Genomic DNA, 19,764 nt, shown 5'->3' on the forward strand with positions numbered 1-19,764 from the left:
ATAAATGTCAACTTAATGTTGGAATAGTGTCAAATTGGCCTTTTAGTAATCGGCTACTCAACAAGGTTTTTATGTCTTCAATTAAAGATGTTGCAGCAAAAGCAAATGTGTCAATTAAAACCGTTTCTCGGGTATTAAGCGGTTTTGCAGGCGTGAGCTCAAAAACCAAAGAAAAAGTTGAATCTGCAATGCAAGAGCTGGAGTTCTACCCCTCTGCAGCAGCCCAATCTTTACGAGGCCGTGACAAAGGAATAGTGTGTTTAATTACTGAAAAACTCACCACTACTCCAGACTCTTTTGACATTATTGCGGGTATCCAAAGCGAATGTGAAAAGCAAGGGAAGTTGCTGATGATTGGTGAATCCGGCGGTAGCGACGAAAGTTTTTCCCGCTTGGTGGATGATTTTAGAAGGCAAAGGGCAGAAGCAATTATATTTGCAACGGTTTATCGTCGCCAAGTTAAAATAAAACAGTCTTTCAAAAAATGCCCTCTTATACTTGTGAACTGCTTTGAAGCCAACTTGAGTCACCCTACCATTTTACCCAACGACTACTTAGGTGCTTATCAAATCACCGATGAACTTATCGCAAAAAAACACAGAAAAATAGCTTACTTAACCCTTTTTGAAGATATGCCTGCAACACAATTACGGCTTGATGGTTACCGTAAAGCTCATGAAGCTGCAAATCTAGACGTTGATCGTGGTTTGATACAGGTAGGCGTATGTCGTGATAGCGAAGACGAGTTTTCTAATCTTCCTGAAGTGTTGCGAACGCTTTTATCCCGCCAAGAGCCGCCCACCGCTATTTGTTGTGGTAACGATAAAATGGCAATGCGTGTCTATATGCTGATCAGAAAGCTCGGTTTTCAAATTCCAGAAAGCATTTCAATTGTTGGTTACGACAACTACAAATTAATTGCCGAAAACTTGTTGCCCAAACTCACTACAGTGAGCTTGCCTTATTTCAGTATGGGGCAAAGAGCAGCTCAATTAGCCATTAATAAACAGCAGGTTACAACCCCTGAAATAATAGAAATAAGCGGAGAATTAGTTCTTAGAGATTCTCATGGCTACGCAACTTCATAATATAGGCCACAGATGTCTGATCACATAGCAAGACGTAATTACTGGTTGTTAAGCGGATGTATTTTAAGTTTCTTTTTAACTTGGTCATTTTGCTTTTCAATTTATCCGATTTGGTTAAACCAAGCCATTGGATTAAACGGTGCAGAAACAGGAATTGTATTTAGTATAAATGCGATTACTGCACTTTTTATTATGCCTTGTTATGGATTCATTCAAGACAAATTAGGCCTGCGTAAACAATTGCTTTGGTTTGTTGGGGCCATGCTTTTGCTTAGCGGACCATTCTTTATTTATATTTATACCCCGATGTTAATGGCATCTCTTTATGTGGGCGCAATTGTCGGCGGTTTCTTTTGCTCGGTGGCATTCTTTGCGGGGGTTGGTGCCGTCGAAACCTACATAGAACGGGTTGCAAGAACCACAGGTTTTGAGTTTGGGAAGGCTCGAATGTGGGGCTCTGTAGGTTGGGCAATGGCTACGTTTTTCACCGGTAAAATATTTAATATTTCGGTAACGTTAAATTTTGTGCTGGCTAGTTTGTGTGCGGTTATATTTTTAACTTGTCTGTTTTTTGTCACTGTTAGTGAAGACAACTCGAAGCAGATGAACGATGGCGAGCAGGCAAGTGCATTAAAACTTATTGATGCTATTTGCTTATTTAGGGATAAAAAATTTTGGGCGTTTACCTCATTTGTGATTGGTGTGTCGTGTATTTATGGCGTCTACGATCAGCAGTTTGCGGTGTATTTCGCAGCGCAATTTCCAACGAAAGCTGAAGGTAATGCAATGTTCGGCTATTTAAATTCGTTGCAAGTGTTCCTCGAAGCAGGTGGTATGTTTTTAGCTCCTTTTTTAGTGAATAAGATTGGCGCTAAAAATGGCTTAGTGCTTAGTGGCGTAGTAATGGCCATACGTATTATTGGCTCAGGGTATGCCGATGATCCCTATTCTATTTCTGCTATGAAGCTACTTCATGCCGTGGAACTGCCAATCATGCTTATTGCTATTTTTAAGTATATTTCCGCGACTTTTGACGCACGATTGTCAGCGACTATTTATATTGTTGGTTTTCAATTTATGTCGCAATTTGCAGCGAGTGGGTTATCAATAGTAACTGGGATTTTGTACGATGAAATTGGCTTTGCCGCGGCCTACAAACTAATTGGAATGGTTGTGGCCTTTTTTGTCATTGTTTCTATGTTTGTGCTGACGTCTGATAAAAAGCCCATTCAATCCACAGCGTAAAGAGCAGGCAATTACCTTCCACTAATAACTATGTAAATAGGTATACCAAGTATTTCCCTTTCCAGCTGAACCCTATTCGAAAATATTGTTGATTTATTTAACTTAATCGTTTAAGTTAAATAAATGTAAAGCAACCGTTAATGCGCATCGTTATTCAGTTTGTCTTAATGTCATTAACTAGAAACCGGTTTGGAGAATTCATGTCTACTGATTCAAGCAGAGCGCCATTGAGCTTTAAAGAAAAAATAGGGTATGGCGTCGGTGATATGGCTTCAAACTTTTATTTGGGTTTCTTCGGTTTATATTTACTTTACTACTACACAGATGTTTACGGTCTTGCCCCTGCTGCCGTTGGCTTGATGTTATTGATTTCGAAAATTACCGATGCTGTTAGCGATCCTGTCATGGGACTTATCGCCGATAGAACAGAGTCTCGCTGGGGGAAATATCGACCATACCTCTTGTGGGGAGCTATTCCTTATGGGTTGTTGGGTTTTGCGATATTTTTCGGTCCAAACTTTTCCGATACTGGTAAGTTGATTTATGCGTACGTGACTTACATTGGGGTGATGATCGCGTTTACTGCGATGAATGTACCTTATTCGGCTCTACTTGCCGTGATTTCGCCCGTCGCAGAAGAGCGAACCAAGGCTACCATGTACCGCTTTATTTGTGCTGGTCTTGGCGGTTTATTAATCGCAGCTTTTGCCACACCGTTAGTCAGTTTATTAGGTGGTGGTGATGACGTACTTGGGTTTCGTTTAACCATTAGTGTTTTTGCTGTGTTATCTATTGCGCTTTTTTGGTTCACCTTTGCGGTAACAAAAGAAAGAATAAAATTACCTAGACACGACTCATCTGCTAGAAAAGATATGAAAGTGTTGATTAAAAATACATCTTGGGTGGTTTTAGCTATCTCTTGTGTTTTGCTTGTTGTGGCATTAGTGGCTCGTTTCTCATCTATTATTTTCTACGTAAAATACTACATGGGGGATGATGGAGAAGCCATTTTCCTTATCTTTGACCGCGTGGCATTGTTTTCATCAATTGGTCTTTTTGGACAAATTGTCGGTTCTTTATGGACACCCACGTTAACTCGATTATTCAACAAACATACTATTGTGTTAGTGATGTGTTTATTGCACACAGTTTTCCTAGTGATGAGTTATTTCATTCCACCTGATATGTTCTGGACTGCTGTGTTCCTGCACTTTTTAGGGATAACTTCGTTTGGTGTGGTGATTACTTTGTTGTTTGCTATGTTTACTGATTGCGCTGAATTTGGAGAATGGCAAACCGGTAAAAGAACGTCAGGTTTAACTGTGTCAGCATCTATGTTTGCCTTAAAATTTGGCTCGGCTGTTGGTGGCGCTCTGCCGGGATTTATTCTTGCTTATGTCGGTTTTGTCGCCAATCAAACTGTGTCTGCTTATGCATTGGAAGGAATTAGGGTAATGGCAACATTACTGCCAGCGGTGTTGTTTGCGCTAGGAGGGTTATTGATGTTGTTCTACAAGATAGATAGACCGCTTTTAACTCGTATCGAGAAAGAACTTACTGAACGCCGAAGTTTAAATCATTCTGAGTAAACGGATACAAAGCCCCTAAATTGATTAGCATTCAGGGGCTTCTAAACGCTCGGTTATTATTTATATATCATTACATCTGAGGTTTAAAGTTTAGGATACAGCCTGCAAATAATTGTTGTATTTGATTGTCTTTAAAGTAATCAATCACAGGGGCTGTAGCTTTATTTGTTGCGCGTTGATTAAGCTGTGGAAACACGCCGTATCCGGCCAATAAACAATGCCAAGAGATCGCACCAAAATGTTGATTTATGCCTTGGCGAGCTAGTTCTTTGCTCAAATCATTTTTCTTATACCAAGTATCGAGTATCTGTAATAGCGACTCAGATAATGCCATATTGTTGCGATTCGCTTTCCAATATTCGCTGTCTTGGCGGGTATTGAGTTTGTAATGGGCAACAATATAATCTCTTATTCGTTCAAAACGTTCGTTCATTTCATTATTGTAGTCATTTTGAAACTGGTTAGAAAAATGGCCTTTTTCAAAACAATCAATAAACATCTCAGTTGATATTTGTGTTAAATGCAACGCAGTAGCTTCTAGCGGTTCAATAAATCCTTGAGCCAGTCCGATGGCGATACAGTTTTTACTCCAGTGTTTAGTTACCTGACCTACACGCATTTTTAAATGCCGGCATTCAATGTCGGTGTCTAATAAACCGAGGTGTTGTCGTAGCTCTGTTTCGGCATCATTCTTTGTTATATGTTGGGCGCTATAAACATAGCCATTACCCGTCCTATTGCGCAAGGGGATACGCCAAGCCCAGCCGTTGGAAAGAGCTGTGGATACGGTTTCAACAGGCACTTGCGCAAGTGGTTTAGTGCCTATTACTAGCGCAGAGTCATTAAATAAGTTGTTGCTAAAGTCCTTGAACTTGACCCCTAGAGCACCTTGCAGCAGTAAAGAGCTAAAACCACTACAGTCCACAAAAAAATCAGCTTCAATTACCTGACCTTTATCGGTGTGAAGTCGAGCAATGCTGCCATCGGGGTGCAGTTCTACGTTCTGTACTTTTAATGCTTGGTGTCGGACTCCCAAATTCATTGCATGTTGTTGTAAAAATCGCCCCAAGCACGCCGAGTCAAAGTGATAACCGTATTCAATTTTAAATGGAAAGTTTTCCGGCGTAACTGGGCTTAAATTATGTTTTGCCAACCAACCATTGAACAGAAACTTATCGGCCGATGTAGTCACATCCTGGCCCATTCGTCGACCAAAACAGTTGGCATAAAACGGACGCTCACTAAATGTATCTAGTTGCGAGATAAAGGGGTGGCTATAGGATTCAATATTCGATTCTGGACTCCAGTGCTCGAACCTGATATTGACCTTATAAGTCGCATGACATGCAGGCATCCACTGTGACTCAGGTATATCCATGATTTCAAAAAAACGTTTTAAGGTCGGAGTCGAACCTTCCCCCACACCAATAGTGGCAATATCAGGGGCCTCGATAACGCTGATTTCTATATTTTTTTGTTGCCACTGTTTAGCCATCAGGTTTGCCGCTAACCAACCTGCAGTGCCGCCGCCAACAATCGCAATTTTTTTACTAGGCTGCATGTTTACTGACCTATGAACTGAGCAATAAATTGATCATGGGGAAGCAGACTAGATAATGGCTTTTGCTTTTCTGCTAACACTTTTTGCATCACATCTAACAGTGCATGATCTCCATACTTTTTGGCAACTGGATGATAGTCTTGTGGGTGTATTCCTTGCCCTAACATCACTTGTAACCATGACGCATCTCTAAAAATATCGTTGTTGTCATTAAAAATGGCTGCTGATGAACGGAAAGCTGCAATCTTTTCTTGCAACCTTTCAGGTATCGCCATGTTACGCATGTCCTTCCAAAAATCAGAGTCATCTCGCTCATTCACATGATAATGAAGAATAATAAAGTCAGCGATGGTTTCGAATTCCCGTTTTGACTCAGCGTTATACATATGTGTCATTGCCTCTGAAATTCCGTTATTTGGAAACATTTTTAGTAGACGCACTATGGCTGCTTGAATCAAATGGATACTCGTTGACTCCAGTGGTTCTAAAAAACCACTGGATAAGCCAATAGCAATCACGTTTTTATGCCATTGTTGTTCAGTGCGACCCGTTTCAAAACTGATTTTTCTTGGCTCATCCAAGGGCTTGCTATCTAGGTTGCTCATCAAGGTGTCATGGGCTTCGTCGTCCGACATGTACTTAGAACTGTAGACGATACCATTACCATTTCGATGGGTGAGGGGAATGCGCCATTGCCAGCCCTTCTTATGGGCAATACTGCGGGTGTACGGCAATGTTGTTGCAAATCGTTCGGTTGGGATCGCGATAGCAGTATCGGCAGGCAGTAAACTTTCCCAGCTTTGAAAGTTTACGCCCAAGGTTTTACCAATCAGAAGTTTTCGCATCCCCGTGCAATCTATAAATAAATCACCACTGATTTTATTGCCATCTTTGAGGTGCAACTGGGTAATAAAGCCGCTATTTTTATCTTGAACTATATGTTCAATTAGTCCTTCAGTGCGTTTTACCCCTAAATTTTCTGCTAATTTACGCAAAAACTTGCCGTACAAACCTGAATCGAAATGATAGGCATATTGCATTTCGTAAACAGGATTTTGCGTATTAATTTTGTTAAATAAGCCCCGTTCACAACTTAAGTAATTAAGATCGTAATCCCACAATGATGCTGTTGCACCGGCTTGTTTAGCGTGCAACCAAAAATGCTGAAAACTACAAAATCCAATGTTTGCACCTGGGGCACCGAAAGTATGGTAATAGCTTTCACCGGGCACTCGCCAGTTTTCGAATTTAATCGCAAGCTTAATTGATGCCTTGGTTTCGCGAAGAAACTGCTTTTCATCTACACCAAGGTATTGATTGAATAGTTGAATAGGAGGAATAGTTGCTTCACCAACGCCAACAATACCGATATCTTCTGATTCAACTAACTCAATCTCGACCTGTTCTTGCAATACTTTTTTAAGTAAGGCCGCCGTCATCCAACCCGCGGTGCCTCCGCCAGCTATAACTACTTTTCTGACCGGCTTTTGCATCTACATGCTCCTTAATTTTTATAATAAGCGACAGGTTACAATAATGTCTTCCAGTATAAACGTAAAAAAGCCTCAACAGTCTTTCAACTATGAGGCTTTTCATCAGTTAATATTAGCGTATAACTGTTTAGTAGAAAGAATAGTTAACGTTCAGCATATACGATGGTCCAAATTGACGGCGTGTGGTAACAATACCATTCGCATCAACTATTTCATCGTCTACATCAGTTAAGTTTGTGCCTTGTAAAGAAACCCGTAGACCTTGCAAATAGTCATGCTCAGATTCAGAAAAGTCATAGCTAATTTGAGCATCCACCAAAGTCACACCGTTACGTTGAACAGTATCAATTTTGTTTGAGCCACCACGTTGGTATGTATAATATTCACCACGGTCAGTTCCGGCTACGCGCACTTCAAAACCACCCATTGCATAGTATGCTGTCAACGAGTAAGTCGAGTCTGATTGACCAACAAGAGGTGATCCATCATCTAACTCTGCATCAATGAAAATAGCTGAAGCAGCCACACCAAAGCCGTCTAAGGTATCACTAAACATGCCAAATGGTACGTTTGCAGTAAGCTCTAAACCTTGTACGTCACCTTTTAAGCCATCTTCAAAGAAGGAGTATGTGCCGTAGTCTGGAGGCGTGATTAAGTCGCCTTCGTTATAAACCACACCCGCTGGTTCATGGGGCCCAGTAAATAACGCTAGACGATCATGGAAGCCTGGAATGTAGTAATCCGCGCCATTATTTGTTTCATCATTTCTGAAGTTAATAAGTGAGCTATCACCACTACTTTCTTGGGTTAAATTGACTAAGTCTTTATAGAATAAAACCGCAGATAAATAACCTTCATCTTCAAAATAATACTCGTAAGAAACGTCAAAATTATTTGATTCTAAGGGGCGTAGTTCAGGGTTACCCGCAAATTTAGACCAAGGAGAACCGTACTGGTTAACTGCCTCAACTGTATTTGGGATTGCAATCAGCGTGATGTTTTGATCAAATTTCACAAAACTAGAGGCTTTCATTTGGTCTATACGAGCGCGACTAATGGCTTTATTGGCTGCAAATCGAACAAATTGATTGTCGCCCACTTCCATGCTGATATTGACACTTGGAAGAACATGGCTGTAGTCAGCACCACCAGAAACACGACAGCTATCGTCAATTTGCTGATCATTGTTGTCATCACAGACTGCAAAGTTGGAGCCTACAATGCCGTTAAAACCAGATGAAGTTTGGTCTGTTTGCACATATTGAACACCCACGTTACCCATAACTGGGAAGTTGCCTAGTTCAGTGGCAAAGTCTACTTTAGCGTATAGTGTAGTGACTTCTTCTTCAACCACATAGGTATCACCTAAACGGTCAGGTTCAAGTAGACCCGCGTCATTTAAGGTGTATTCGCCATCTTGATAAGGGGCAAAACCGTCATAAGCCACAACCATACCAAGACCAGCCCAAGTTAAATCAGCTAACCCGTCGTACAAATATTTAGAAGGAATCGAATCAGATAAAGGGTAGGCAGACGCAGTAGCGAAGAAACCTTTGTTGTCTTTATCCTTATAACGATCACTGTAGTTAATACCTGCTGTGAGGGTATGGAAGATGTCACCATCCAAATTACCCACCACTTCAAAGCGCACTGTGGTTAATTCTTCTTTGAAGTCTGCATAATTTAAGAAACCATCTTGAGCTTGAACATAACTAAATGGTTGGCCATTTGCTTGCAATTCAGAATGATCATCAAAGTTGTCAGCTAAGTTAGCTAAACCGCCACCCCATGCTTGAGGTCCAGTTAATTGCAAAGCGTTTGGATCAGAGAATGCGTCGAGCCCAGAAGTACTTGTAAAGTCGATACCATTTTGACTCATCACGAATTCACGAGTACCAAACAAAGAAGGGTCAGAGGCGTCAAGTGCACCGTTACGTGCTAAACCTGAGTAAGACTCACCTTGTAAATCACGTTTAGTTGATTTGCTTCGAGCCACATCCAATTCAACCGACCAATTGTCATTAACGTGATATTCAATGTTCAAACCATACACGTTCAAATCGCCGTCTTTTTGCTTAGGATTATTAATCAAAACAGAGTTGGCGTTAACTTGCGTACCTGTAGTGTTGAAACCTGAACCCGTCACATTTGCGGCTTCAAAAGGTTCAACGAAACCACGAATAATACCCGAATCAGAGAAACTGATATCCAATGCATCAATAACGATATCAAGGTCATCATTAGGCTGGAATTGCAATACCGCTGAAATGGTATCTCTTTCTAATACTGTACTTTGCACATTTGTATCTAGGCCTGATGGTAAAATCTGACCATCTTCGTTAGCTGGATTATAGCCCCACACACCAAATTTACGTTGGTTGTTAGGCGATTCAGTTGTGGCTAAGGCGACAGCCAAACCAATAGTATCGTCAGCAAACTTCTCTACGAAAGATAACGAATAACGGTGACCTTTGTTGTCGTATTCAGGGTTGTCAGATTCACGGCCACTTATTTCGTATACGCCAGTAACTGTCAATGTTTCTTGAGCTTGTAAAGGTCGTACCGTTTGTAAGTCTACAGTTCCGCCTATACCTTGAACCATCAACGATGCATCAGTGGTTTTATAAACGGTAGCGCCTGTCATAATCTCTGATGGATATAAATCGTATTCAACACCGCGGTTATCGCCAATCCCGATCAACTCTCTACCGTTTAACGATGTACCAGTAAAATCTTCTTTAAATCCACGTATTGAAATACCAGAAGTTCGGCCACCCACACGTTCACCAGACATTCCTGGTAAGCGAGCTAACGATTCGGCAATTGATGAATCTGGTAATTTACCAATATCTTCTGCTGAAATAGCTTCTACGATCGAGGAGTTGTCCATTTTGACAGCTTGCGCTCGAATTAGGGAGCCGCGTATCCCGCTGACCGAGATGACTTCTACATCTTCTGCTACGGCATTGGCTTCTTGTGCTAGTGGTTGGCCTGATATCAAAGCTGCAGAGATAGCAGCTGATAATAACGCTGGTTTAAAATATGTGCTCGTTTTCATGTGTGTGCCCCGCTCAGTGCGTTTTTTATAGTCAATATTGTTACTGCAATGTTAAAAATACTATCAAATGTAAATAAGATCAATATTTTTCTTAAACGATTAAGGTTATTTCTGTGGTTGGTGTTATTTTTTATCACAACGACTCTTTTGCATAACCTCTTTGTAACTAATATATAAGCTTAATATTATTTAGATTAAGCTCTATGGTGATTTTAAAATTTTCTTTTAATTCAGTTTGTTATCATATTTTTCGAAGATTCGTTAAACCGAGTTAAAGCAATTTTGAGTGCGCTAACACAATAAAAATTTTAAATGTAGATGTTGAAGTAGCAAAAATGACTTTTGTTTACAGAATACTAAGAGAGCAAATTTTTTCACTAAATGATTTAAGTTTTTGAGCTTTTTTGATGCTAATTAAGGCTTGAATTGAGGGCTTATCAAAAAGCATTAACATGGAATTAATATCAAAGGTTACAATTTTGTTTTTGTAACGACTTTAAAGCTTGCTTAGCGACAAACTAATTATTAATCCATTTTGGTTTTATCATTAGTTTGTCATCTAGCCTAAATAGTACTATGTAAATTCAGATTACTCTTTTTGAGATAAAACCACTGCCTGATAAGGTTTTAATTTTAGCCAGCCATCATCGATACTCAATTGTGAATAGTTGTTAGCTTGAATTTCAAAAGTTTGCATATTGTTTGGTAATTTCAAGTTTGCATCAGTTTCAACAAAACTGAGTATTACTAACCAAGTTTGGTTATCAAGGCTTCTGGTATAAGCATAAATATGCGGATGATCCGGCTCTACTTGTTGGTAAACGCCGTATACTAAAATGTCATTCTCGGTTCTAAGTTTGGTTAGCGTTCGAAAGTGATTTAATACTGAATCAGCACGGTTCTCTTGGCTTGCAACATTGACCTCTTTATAGTCACTGTTTACCGATATCCAAGGTGAGCCTGAGGTGAAGCCAGCATTTTCAGTGTTATCCCATTGCATTGGCGTGCGGCTATTATCCCGCGAGTAAAACCGAAGGTTTTGCATGAATTTCTGCATGTCTTTGCCTTCACTCAAGGCTTTTTTATAGCCATTTATGGCGGCAATATCTTGATACTCGTTGATATCCTCAAAATAAATATTTTTCATCCCTAATTCATCACCAAAATAGCAATAGGGGGTGCCTCGCATAGTCAGTATGAAAGTGTTAAGCATTTTGCTCGATACGGCTCTAAATTCATCACTATCATTGCCGAATCTCGATACCATGCGCGGGACATCGTGATTCGCTAAGAATATCGAAATCCAACCCTTGTCTTTGAATGCTTCTTCCCACTTAGAGTGGACTTCTTTGAAATCGGCTAAAGTGTGAGGATCATCCAATCCATTCCCTATTTCGACGCCTTCAAAATGATAGACCATATGCAATTCATTGCGATCTTCGTCAACGAGTGAATGGGCATCTTCAAAACTACTGCCTGCTCCCTCACTTACGGCAAATACTTCATATTTACTTAGCACTTCTTGGTTCATTTCACGAATGTGATTGTGCAAGGTGGGTCCCATGCCATGGTGTTTTATTACATCCACCACGTCATCTTGATAGCCCTCAGGAAAAGCCGGGAAAGTGGTGTCTTTAGAGATAAATTGGAATGCATCGAGTCGAAAGCCATCAACTCCTTTTTTCGCCCAAAAATGCATGATGTCGTATATCTCTCGGCGTAGTTCAGGGTTTTCCCAGTTTAAATCTGGCTGTTTAGCTGAAAAATAATGTAGGTAATACGAGTCCGTTTGCTCATCGTACTTCCAAGCGTCGCCTTTTTCGTCAAAATAGCTGAACCTATGGTTCGGTTTGCCTTTTTCTGCCGGCCACCAGTGATAATAATCACGGTATAAATTGTAGCGAGAACTACGAGACTGCTTGAACCACTCATGCTCATCACTCGAATGATTTACCACAAGATCCATGATGAATTTGATACCGCGTTGGTGAAAACCTTTTATCATCTCATCGAAATCATTCATGTCTCCAAATTCGTCCATAATTTTACGGTAGTCACTTATGTCATAGCCATTGTCATCATTTGGAGAAGCGTAAAATGGATTAACCCACACAGCGGTCACGCCGAGACTCTTGATATAATCAAGTTTTTCAATAATGCCGTTTAAATCACCGATACCATCACCATCGCTATCAAAGAAACTGCGAGGGTAAATTTGATAAATAATTTGTTCCTTCCACCATTTCTTTGACAAAGAGTTTTTTGACGTAGTCATTTGTTTATCTCCAAATTTCAGCAAATATAAGTCGCTAAACCTACCTATTTCATCTTATAGCTGTTTATTACTGCCAGTATTAACTTCTTCGACTCTCAGTATTAAAGTCTGAAAAACGCCAATAAACTAACACGATTAAGTTAACTAAGAATAGCCAGAATAGTCACTTAATGCTAAAAAAATGTTAATTAAGTTAAATTTATAAGATTTAAAATAAAATTTGATTAATTATTAGTTAATCGATTAAGTGCGGTATTTAGGTTTATTGTCTGAATTTAGAGGCTCTGAAAATAGCTGCTGAGAAAACAAAAAGTAAAAAGCAAAAGCATTTGATATTCGTTGGTTGCAGATTTACGCGCTTAGCTGATTAAATGGCTTAACTGTAGTCGTTCATATCTGATCTTAAAGTTTCGATGAATAGGTTAGAACCTCACCTGGTAGGCAGCTTTGAGCGAATTATAGTCATTGGAGACATTCAGTTTCATGCATTTAACAAACCTGATAGGCTGGATGCCTAGTTATTTAATTAGTAGAAAATGATTTAGAAATTTCCGCGACTAACGATACACAAACAGTTGGAATGAAGAGAATTAATAATGAAAAAGAATATAATCTACTATTTCACACTGCTAATTTTCTTTAGCTACCATCATAATTCTATTGCTCAAAGCCAAGATCGGAATAAGGCATTGGTCCTAAATAAGGCGACTCAAAAGCAACTAAAGGAATATGATAGGTTTTTCATAGAAAATCATAAAAGACATATCAATGAGTTAGTTGAACTGATTGCCATCCCTACCATGTCGATGAAGCCAGAAAACAAGCCTGAACTCCAAAAAGCTGCAAACTTGCTTAAAGACAGGCTCCACTCGATTGGTATGGAAAACACAGAAGTGCATTTTACCAATGAATTGCCAATAGTTACTGCCTCTTATACACGAAACGAAAATCAACCCACCATTCTTTTTTATGGGCATTTTGATGTGCAACCTGTCGCTAAAGAACGTTGGAAAAGCGATCCATTTAGTGCAGAGATAAGAGATGAAAGGCTTTATGGGAGAGGGGCCACCGATGACAAAGGGCCTATCATTGCTTTAATTAGTGCCATCGAAGGATTGATAACGGTGGATGGTAAGCTTCCTGTCAACATCAAGCTGCTATTGGATGGCGGTGAAGAAATCGGCAGTCCACATTTGCCAATATGGCTAGCTTCAAATCAAGAATGGCTAAATGACATTGATTATGGAATTAATGTAGATGCAATGATGAAAGGTGACAATCAGGGAATGATGTGGAAAGGACTACGTGGAGCAGCAGACCTTGAAGTCACAATTACATCGGCCAATACCGATTTACACTCGGGCATTTATGGAGGTGTTGCACCGAACGCTGCATTGGCAGCTTCTAAAGTGATTGCTTCTCTTTGGAATGATGATGGATCAATAGCTATTAAAGGATTTTATAATGGCTTAAAGCAATATTCCGAAAAAGAACGACAGGAAATCGCTGCTGTTGTAGACCCTAATCAGGAAACTGAGGATCTAAAAAAATTCGGCATCGACCAATGGATTGGAGAGAAAGAATACACCTTTTATGAGCGACCTTGGATACGTACCTCAGTAGACATTACAGGGTTTAAAGCTGGTTATATTCAAGGCAAGGCCTCTATTATACCTCACACTGCTTGGTTTAGAATGTTGGCAAGGACAGGGCCTGATCATGATCCTAAAGAAGTATTGGAAATGCTTAAAAAGCACGTCAAAGATAGTCTTCCATGGGGGTTGCAAGTGGGTTTCAAAGAAAGTGTGATGGGTACTGCACCTGTTTTCGATGAAAGTGATTTAGGCTTTAGAATAGGCAAACAAGTATTAACAGACTTTTTCGGCACCCCTCCGATTATAGTCTATATTGGTGGTACCGTGCCCGCCCTGTCATCTGTTCCCGACGGCGGTGGCCCGAATTTAGTTTCCATAGGTTTCCAAAGAAGTGACGAAAATTTTCATGCTGACAATGAATATATGCGTATTGATAGTTTCAAGAAAGGCCAACGTATATACGTGAACTTGCTTCATGCATTTGTAAATCAATTGAGTGAATAAATATCTCAGTTTCTTAATACTAGCGTCGCGACTTCACCCACGTTAGCGCAGAATGAATAGATTTGCATGGACAGCCACAAACTAGACTACTAGGAAAACCAAATAAACTATGTTTTAGTATGCTTAATTCAAGGAATGAATGATGCCACTGGCAAGGAAGCGACAAATCAACCTTTTCGATCCCCCTTATTATCATTGCGTATCTCGCTATGTTCGGCGGGCCTTTTTATGTGGAGAAGATAAACTGACGGGGAAAAGCTAAAAGCATCGTCGCCAGTGGGTAGAGGACAGGTTACTATTTTTAACCACGGTTTTTGTAATTGAAGTCTGTGCCTATGCGGTGATGAGTAATCACACCAGTATTAAACGCCGTATTCACGATTTCAATAAAGGGTATCAGCCCTCTACGTTAATGCCTTTTGTTGGCAATCCAAAGCAACTTCAACCGTTCGGATTAGCCTTTGACTTAATAGATTATGTTGAATTGGTTGACCTATCTGGTCGCTGCATAGCGCCTAACAAAAAAGCTACCATTGAAGTGGATGAGTCACCCATATTGCAGCGCTTAGGATTGGATGAACACACCTGGTAAGATATGTTTCTAACGTTTGAAACTAATTTTAGCGTGGTAGCAGGTCAAATAGACACTTTAAAACGCTACAAGCGAAAACGTCGGTTAAAGAGTTCTTTAGGTTAACATTTACCCATTAAACCTATTCATTTCAATTGTATCTTTGCACAAGAGACATGCCTCCCTCTGTACTAAATTCACATTAATAACGCTCATTTTCCAGAAACCGATGATTGTATTGGTACTTATCTAAACTATGAGCACATTAAAAAACTTTCATCAACTTCCGACAGAAATTAAAGGCCTCAATTTCCACTAATTAAAAGATGCCTGTCCATCTTACTTTTCCCTCGTTAATGGAAATCTAAATTTAGTCGGTTGCGAATAGTCTTAAGTTTGAAATGTAAACCGTGGATTTTAGGGATTTGCAATCATAAGACTGCCTCCACAAGTATCTAGGATCTGAAAAACTGTTAATAAAAGATGTCGCGGTCGGTGCATTTAAGGTTAGTTAGCTGTCGCAGTCAGTAAAAGGGGAACTAGGTAGTTGAAGTAAAGGGTGTCGTATAGGTGTACACTCATCTTACATTCATTGAGCAGCCCTAGAGAGTTAAATCATCATGCTAGTAACTTTTTCCAGTCAGCCTAGTGCCAACATTACCATGTTCGGAGATATAGCAGTGCAATTACTGAAAATGATGGGGCACAGCGGTACTGTTCCCAGTGCAATACTTGCAAAAGATGTCCCCTCAGCACTGGCGAATTTGGAAGCTGCGCTGGGGGTAGCAGAGCAACAACCAGAATCAGAAGAACCTACTGACGATATCGAGAAAACGTCTTTTGTTAGCCTTTCTCACCGTGCTTTACCCTTAATCGATTTACTGAAGGCTGCAATAAAAGATGAAAGTAATGTGCAGTGGACGAACAATAATTAGTCCCGCAGCGCTATGTTAAAGTAAAAAGATAAAGCAAATTGGATTTTTACCAGTAAGGGAGCGGAGTTAAGCATCTTTCGTCTCGCTCCACCTCGAAACTCTTTACAAAGTCCAGACTGTCGGCTTTGAGGCGATAACCGGTCATATTGGATTTTGAGTTTTCATTCTTGGGAGCAGCCATTCATAGGTAGTATCGTCGGACGCTTATGAAACAAATGGCAGAGGTTTTAGTGGCAAAAAAATACCCCAAAAGCTTCGAAAACTTTCGGGGTTTTACATATGCAACTTTTAACAAAAATTCTTTTTAAAGAAAAAGGAAGTTCGAATCTCTTAACTAAATTAACGCGATCTTATTCTTAACATAGTTAACAGCATTATTCCCAACAAGCCAATAGTAGCCGGTTCTGAAACTGCTACGCTAGAAATAGAAACGTTATCTAACGAAAATTCGGGGTTGCAAACAGTTAGACAAACACCTGAAAATTCTAATAAAGAAAGACCTGTAAATCCGCTCGCAGTAAACGTTTGCAAACCATTAATCTCGTCTTTTATTGTATCTAAATCGAACACTTGAGTAATCGATCCGCCCGCGGCAAAGTAGCCTATTACTTGAATAGAATTCGACCAAGCATGAGGAAGGTTATCCCAAGTTTCGCCGCCGTCGAAACCAACTAAATTAAAAGTCTCAGTTGATGACATTGTAATTGTAGAATTATTAAATGAATACAAAGCTGTAGTCGTATTGCCTGATAGTCGGTCATCGTTTGTGCTAGAGTTTAAAGCGGCAAAACTACCTGAATGAGAAAATGTAACGTTGCCTGATGTATACATTGATGAGTTAGCGTAAGCCGTCCAACTAGCTGTTACATCATCAAAATTGATTAGCGTTGCGTTGGCAACATTACTAATGACTAATATTGAAATTAGACCTATTAATTTTCCTGCACTTTTACATATTTTGTTAATTGAAGCGTTCATATATTATATACCTTGTTTACTACTAATAAGGGTTTTGGCTCATTAGATCTAACTAGATCATAACTGTACTAGGCAGGATTTATACCAATTAATATCAGCTTTAATATCAGTGTCTTATAATGTTTCATTTATTGGCAATTGCGTAAATGTAAAAAATATCGACATAGTAAAAGCAAAACAATCAACTAACAAAGTAAGTTGAATTATCACTTGCGTTTGTTCATTTCATAAAGCTTGCGGCGTCTTTATCTTCTATAATTTATCGAGGTGAGCCGAAACGCGTAAGGTTAAGTCTAGGTGGAGGAACTAGTGCGGCTAGTTTGCCAATAAAAACGATGGGTGAGAAGAAAATGTGTGTTTAATTCGGTTACCGGTACCATCTCGATATAGCGCTTCAAGCCCATTATTGCCCTACGATGATGATTTTGAAACGTCCGCTTTCTTCAGTAATACCAATAATATTGAGGCCGAAAAGTCCGCTCATGGCATTTAAGTGACAGACGACTTCTACGGCGATATTACTGACAAAGCCGCCGATGGTATTAGCATTGAAACACTTTAATTAAGCTTCCTTATGCGGATCGATTTGTCACGTTATATGAAGTTAATTGGCGGTATGTATCCATAAACTATATTGAAATAATTATTTGTGAATATACTTTATAAAAGAGAACTTATCGCTTCAATAGGTAATAACCTTGAATCAACAATTGCGGCTTCTCTATGCCCTAGTACAACTTGATATTGTGGGTCAGACGCAAACGATAGAAAACTATCTAATGACTTTTGTTTTATTATCATCACTAAGTCCCACTTTTCTTCCATTGGGCCAATAAAAAAATGTTCACTTTTACCAAGTAGCATAATTTCACCGCCACTTTTCTCTAAGAATGGTAACGTTTGATTAATATAAATTTGATAAGCCTCTTTTCCTGTTATAGGTGTTTTAGGTGCTATTTCAGAAAATTGACTATAGTTTGCAATTTCTTTAAAACGAAGCAAGTTAAGCATAATAACTTCGCCTCTTATTGATTTTGAAAATAGTTGTTTTGCTGATTCGTCGGTTGGATTTAAGTAACTCGCTTGCATGATAATTCATCTCTAAATGTTATTTTCCATGAATTATACGTGCACCTTTCTCTTGTGCTTTTCCATTCTTGCTAGAAAGTCTTAAGAATAGCAATATTGGAAAATCCCACTAATGCATTCGTTGATAAACTTAATTGAATTGAACTAATAGAGGCCATTTATCATGAAAACGAATCAACGGGTATTAAGGAATTTTATTTATCTCGCGTTTATACTTTGTTTATGTACTAAGTTTGGATTGCAACCGTCAAATAGCACACAAACTGGTTCCACGACCGTTCTACTTATATCTGCCGATCTATGCTGTTCATTTAAAGTAGAAAGACTAACTAATAGCCTTGCTATTTCAGTGACAATAGGAGGTTGAAATGAATCCCATATATAAACAAAGAATTTTGACGGCACTTGCCTATATTGAATCAAATCTAGCCCAACCTCTTAGTTTGGAATTAGTTTCAAATCATTGTCATTTTTCACCTTTTCATTTTCATCGTATTTTTAGCGGCGTTATGAATGAAACGTTGAACAATTATGTGGGCAGAAAAAGGCTGGAAAAAGCGGTTAATTTATTGGTATTTAGAAGAGAGCTTAGTATTACAAATATTGCATTGGATTGTGGCTTTTCTTCTAGCTCGAATTTTGCTAAGTCAGTTAAAAAATATTTTGGTTATAGTCCTACCGAAATTCGTTCTCCAAAGCCTGAAGAGCTACCCAATCTCGGTGATATTTTTAGTAAATACGGAAAGAAATTTAATCCTAATGAGTTGTATCCCGCATCAACAGACAGAACGTCTCAAAACAATAATCAAATGAATGTGGAAGTTAAAACAATAAAACGAAAACGATTAAGCAAATTAGTATCAAAAGGTGGCTATCAGCCAGAGTCGTTATTTGAAACATGGGATATATTAAGTCATTGGGCTAAGCTTCGAGGAATACCTGAGAAGTCACAATATAGGTTAGCTTGGTGTTATGACAATCCTTCATTGACGGCTGCTCACAAGTGTCAATATGAAGCATCAATAGAAATTGATGATAGGGTACTTGTTACTGAACCCTTTCGGGTAGGATATTTACCTGAAGGGAAATATGCTGTGATTTATGTTAAAGGGTCTCCAGAAGATATCACCCAAGCACAGCTCTATTTGTTTAGCTGTTGGTTGCCTGATAGTGGTTTCGAACCAGATAATTTACCCATGTTAGAACGTTATTTAAATGACGTCAGAGTTGATGGTTTTCTAGAGTCTGAAATTATGGTTAAGCTGAAAGTTTTAACCTAACCTCAATTTTAAATCTACAAGCAGCACATAGGGTTGATTTTTGGGGTGGACAGCCGTTTTGGTTTCGTTTTTCTAGGACCGCTTTGGTGGCATTCCATCATAGTCAGTTTGTTCGAGCCACCGCTTTGACTACAATTGGCACATAGATGACTGTCAGCTCAAGTTTAAGGGTCTATAACTTTGTCCACTAACTTACTTCTTCACCTTCGTACTTGCTAGCTAGATCATCTAGTTCTGCGCTCGTGCTGTCGAACCCTGAGTCTGAGTACTGATATGTAACTTGTACCTTCAACGAGCCGCGATAAAGTTTTGCTTTGATATTCGGCCGTTGTTCGGAATTCACGTCATTTAAAAAGCGGTTGGCTACTTGACCGCTGGGAAATTTATAAATTATTTGATTTTGCATGTTTAGACGAAATTGAAGAATTTTTTGAATAGTGCATGTTCACTGTTTAATTAGCAAGAGTGAGGCTTAGCAAATTTGCAATGCTAAGCCTATATTC

At 39.3% G+C, this 19,764-nt stretch carries 13 protein-coding genes and 1 pseudogene; 7 read left to right on the plus strand and 7 right to left on the minus strand.

What is annotated here, in order from left to right; genetic code table 11:
- The first annotated feature begins 71 nt into the window (after positions 1–71).
- The 3 genes from VUI23_RS04730 (at position 72) to VUI23_RS04740 (ending at position 3,922) form a co-directional block, all read left to right on the plus strand.
- Positions 72–1,088: a LacI family DNA-binding transcriptional regulator gene (locus VUI23_RS04730; RefSeq protein ID WP_342807087.1), complete on the plus strand. Its 1,017-nt coding sequence runs from the start codon at positions 72–74 to the stop codon at positions 1,086–1,088.
- 12 nt (positions 1,089–1,100) lie between these two features.
- Entirely contained in the window at positions 1,101–2,333 is a 1,233-nt protein-coding gene (locus VUI23_RS04735) for an MFS transporter (RefSeq protein WP_342807089.1), read from the plus strand.
- A 200-nt stretch (positions 2,334–2,533) separates the two neighbouring features.
- Positions 2,534–3,922 (plus strand): MFS transporter, encoded by a 1,389-nt coding sequence (locus tag VUI23_RS04740; RefSeq protein WP_342807091.1) that lies wholly within the window; start codon positions 2,534–2,536, stop codon positions 3,920–3,922.
- Positions 3,923–3,992: 70 nt separating this feature from the next.
- On the opposite strand, the gene VUI23_RS04745 is transcribed toward VUI23_RS04740, so the two are convergent.
- The 4 genes from VUI23_RS04745 to VUI23_RS04760 form a co-directional block, all read right to left on the minus strand.
- Positions 3,993–5,483, minus strand: coding sequence for a tryptophan halogenase family protein (locus tag VUI23_RS04745; protein ID WP_342807093.1), 1,491 nt, complete (start codon positions 5,481–5,483; stop codon positions 3,993–3,995).
- 2 nt (positions 5,484–5,485) lie between these two features.
- Positions 5,486–6,976: a tryptophan halogenase family protein gene (locus tag VUI23_RS04750; RefSeq protein ID WP_216049846.1), complete on the minus strand. Its 1,491-nt coding sequence runs from the start codon at positions 6,974–6,976 to the stop codon at positions 5,486–5,488.
- A gap of 127 nt (positions 6,977–7,103) precedes the next feature.
- Positions 7,104–10,034: a TonB-dependent receptor gene (locus tag VUI23_RS04755; RefSeq protein WP_342807095.1), complete on the minus strand. Its 2,931-nt coding sequence runs from the start codon at positions 10,032–10,034 to the stop codon at positions 7,104–7,106.
- Between the two features lie 589 nt (positions 10,035–10,623).
- The gene (locus tag VUI23_RS04760) at positions 10,624–12,309 is read right to left on the minus strand and encodes an alpha-glucosidase (RefSeq protein WP_216049848.1); all 1,686 of its coding nucleotides are present in this window, start codon (positions 12,307–12,309) and stop codon (positions 10,624–10,626) included.
- 596 nt (positions 12,310–12,905) lie between these two features.
- On the opposite strand from VUI23_RS04760, the gene VUI23_RS04765 reads away from it, so the two are divergent.
- The 3 genes and pseudogenes from VUI23_RS04765 to VUI23_RS04775 all read left to right on the plus strand — a co-directional run bounded on the left by VUI23_RS04765 (position 12,906) and on the right by VUI23_RS04775 (position 15,914).
- Entirely contained in the window at positions 12,906–14,408 is a 1,503-nt protein-coding gene (locus tag VUI23_RS04765; protein WP_342807097.1) for a M20/M25/M40 family metallo-hydrolase, read from the plus strand.
- Positions 14,409–14,550: 142 nt separating this feature from the next.
- Positions 14,551–14,985: pseudogene (locus VUI23_RS04770) on the plus strand (transposase); the annotation flags it as partial.
- A gap of 614 nt (positions 14,986–15,599) precedes the next feature.
- Positions 15,600–15,914: a DUF1840 domain-containing protein gene (locus tag VUI23_RS04775; protein ID WP_342807099.1), complete on the plus strand. Its 315-nt coding sequence runs from the start codon at positions 15,600–15,602 to the stop codon at positions 15,912–15,914.
- A 339-nt stretch (positions 15,915–16,253) separates the two neighbouring features.
- Here VUI23_RS04775 and VUI23_RS04780 read toward each other — a convergent pair whose 3' ends face one another.
- Positions 16,254–16,892 carry a hypothetical protein gene (locus VUI23_RS04780; protein WP_342807101.1) on the minus strand — a complete coding sequence of 213 codons (639 nt, stop codon included), beginning with the start codon at positions 16,890–16,892 and terminating at the stop codon, positions 16,254–16,256.
- A 660-nt stretch (positions 16,893–17,552) separates the two neighbouring features.
- Positions 17,553–17,981, minus strand: a complete 429-nt coding sequence (locus VUI23_RS04785; protein WP_342807103.1) for a DUF1330 domain-containing protein — start codon at positions 17,979–17,981, stop codon at positions 17,553–17,555.
- Positions 17,982–18,349: 368 nt separating this feature from the next.
- Between VUI23_RS04785 and VUI23_RS04790 the strand changes: the two genes are divergently transcribed.
- Entirely contained in the window at positions 18,350–19,261 is a 912-nt protein-coding gene (locus tag VUI23_RS04790) for a GyrI-like domain-containing protein (protein WP_342807105.1), read from the plus strand.
- Positions 19,262–19,448: 187 nt separating this feature from the next.
- Here the strand turns inward: VUI23_RS04790 and VUI23_RS04795 are convergent, their stop codons facing one another.
- The gene (locus tag VUI23_RS04795) at positions 19,449–19,667 is read right to left on the minus strand and encodes a hypothetical protein (RefSeq protein ID WP_342807108.1); all 219 of its coding nucleotides are present in this window, start codon (positions 19,665–19,667) and stop codon (positions 19,449–19,451) included.
- Positions 19,668–19,764: the final 97 nt, after the last annotated feature.

This window comes from Alteromonas sp. M12 (genome assembly GCF_037478005.1).
GTDB classification, from domain to species: domain Bacteria; phylum Pseudomonadota; class Gammaproteobacteria; order Enterobacterales; family Alteromonadaceae; genus Aliiglaciecola; species Aliiglaciecola lipolytica_A.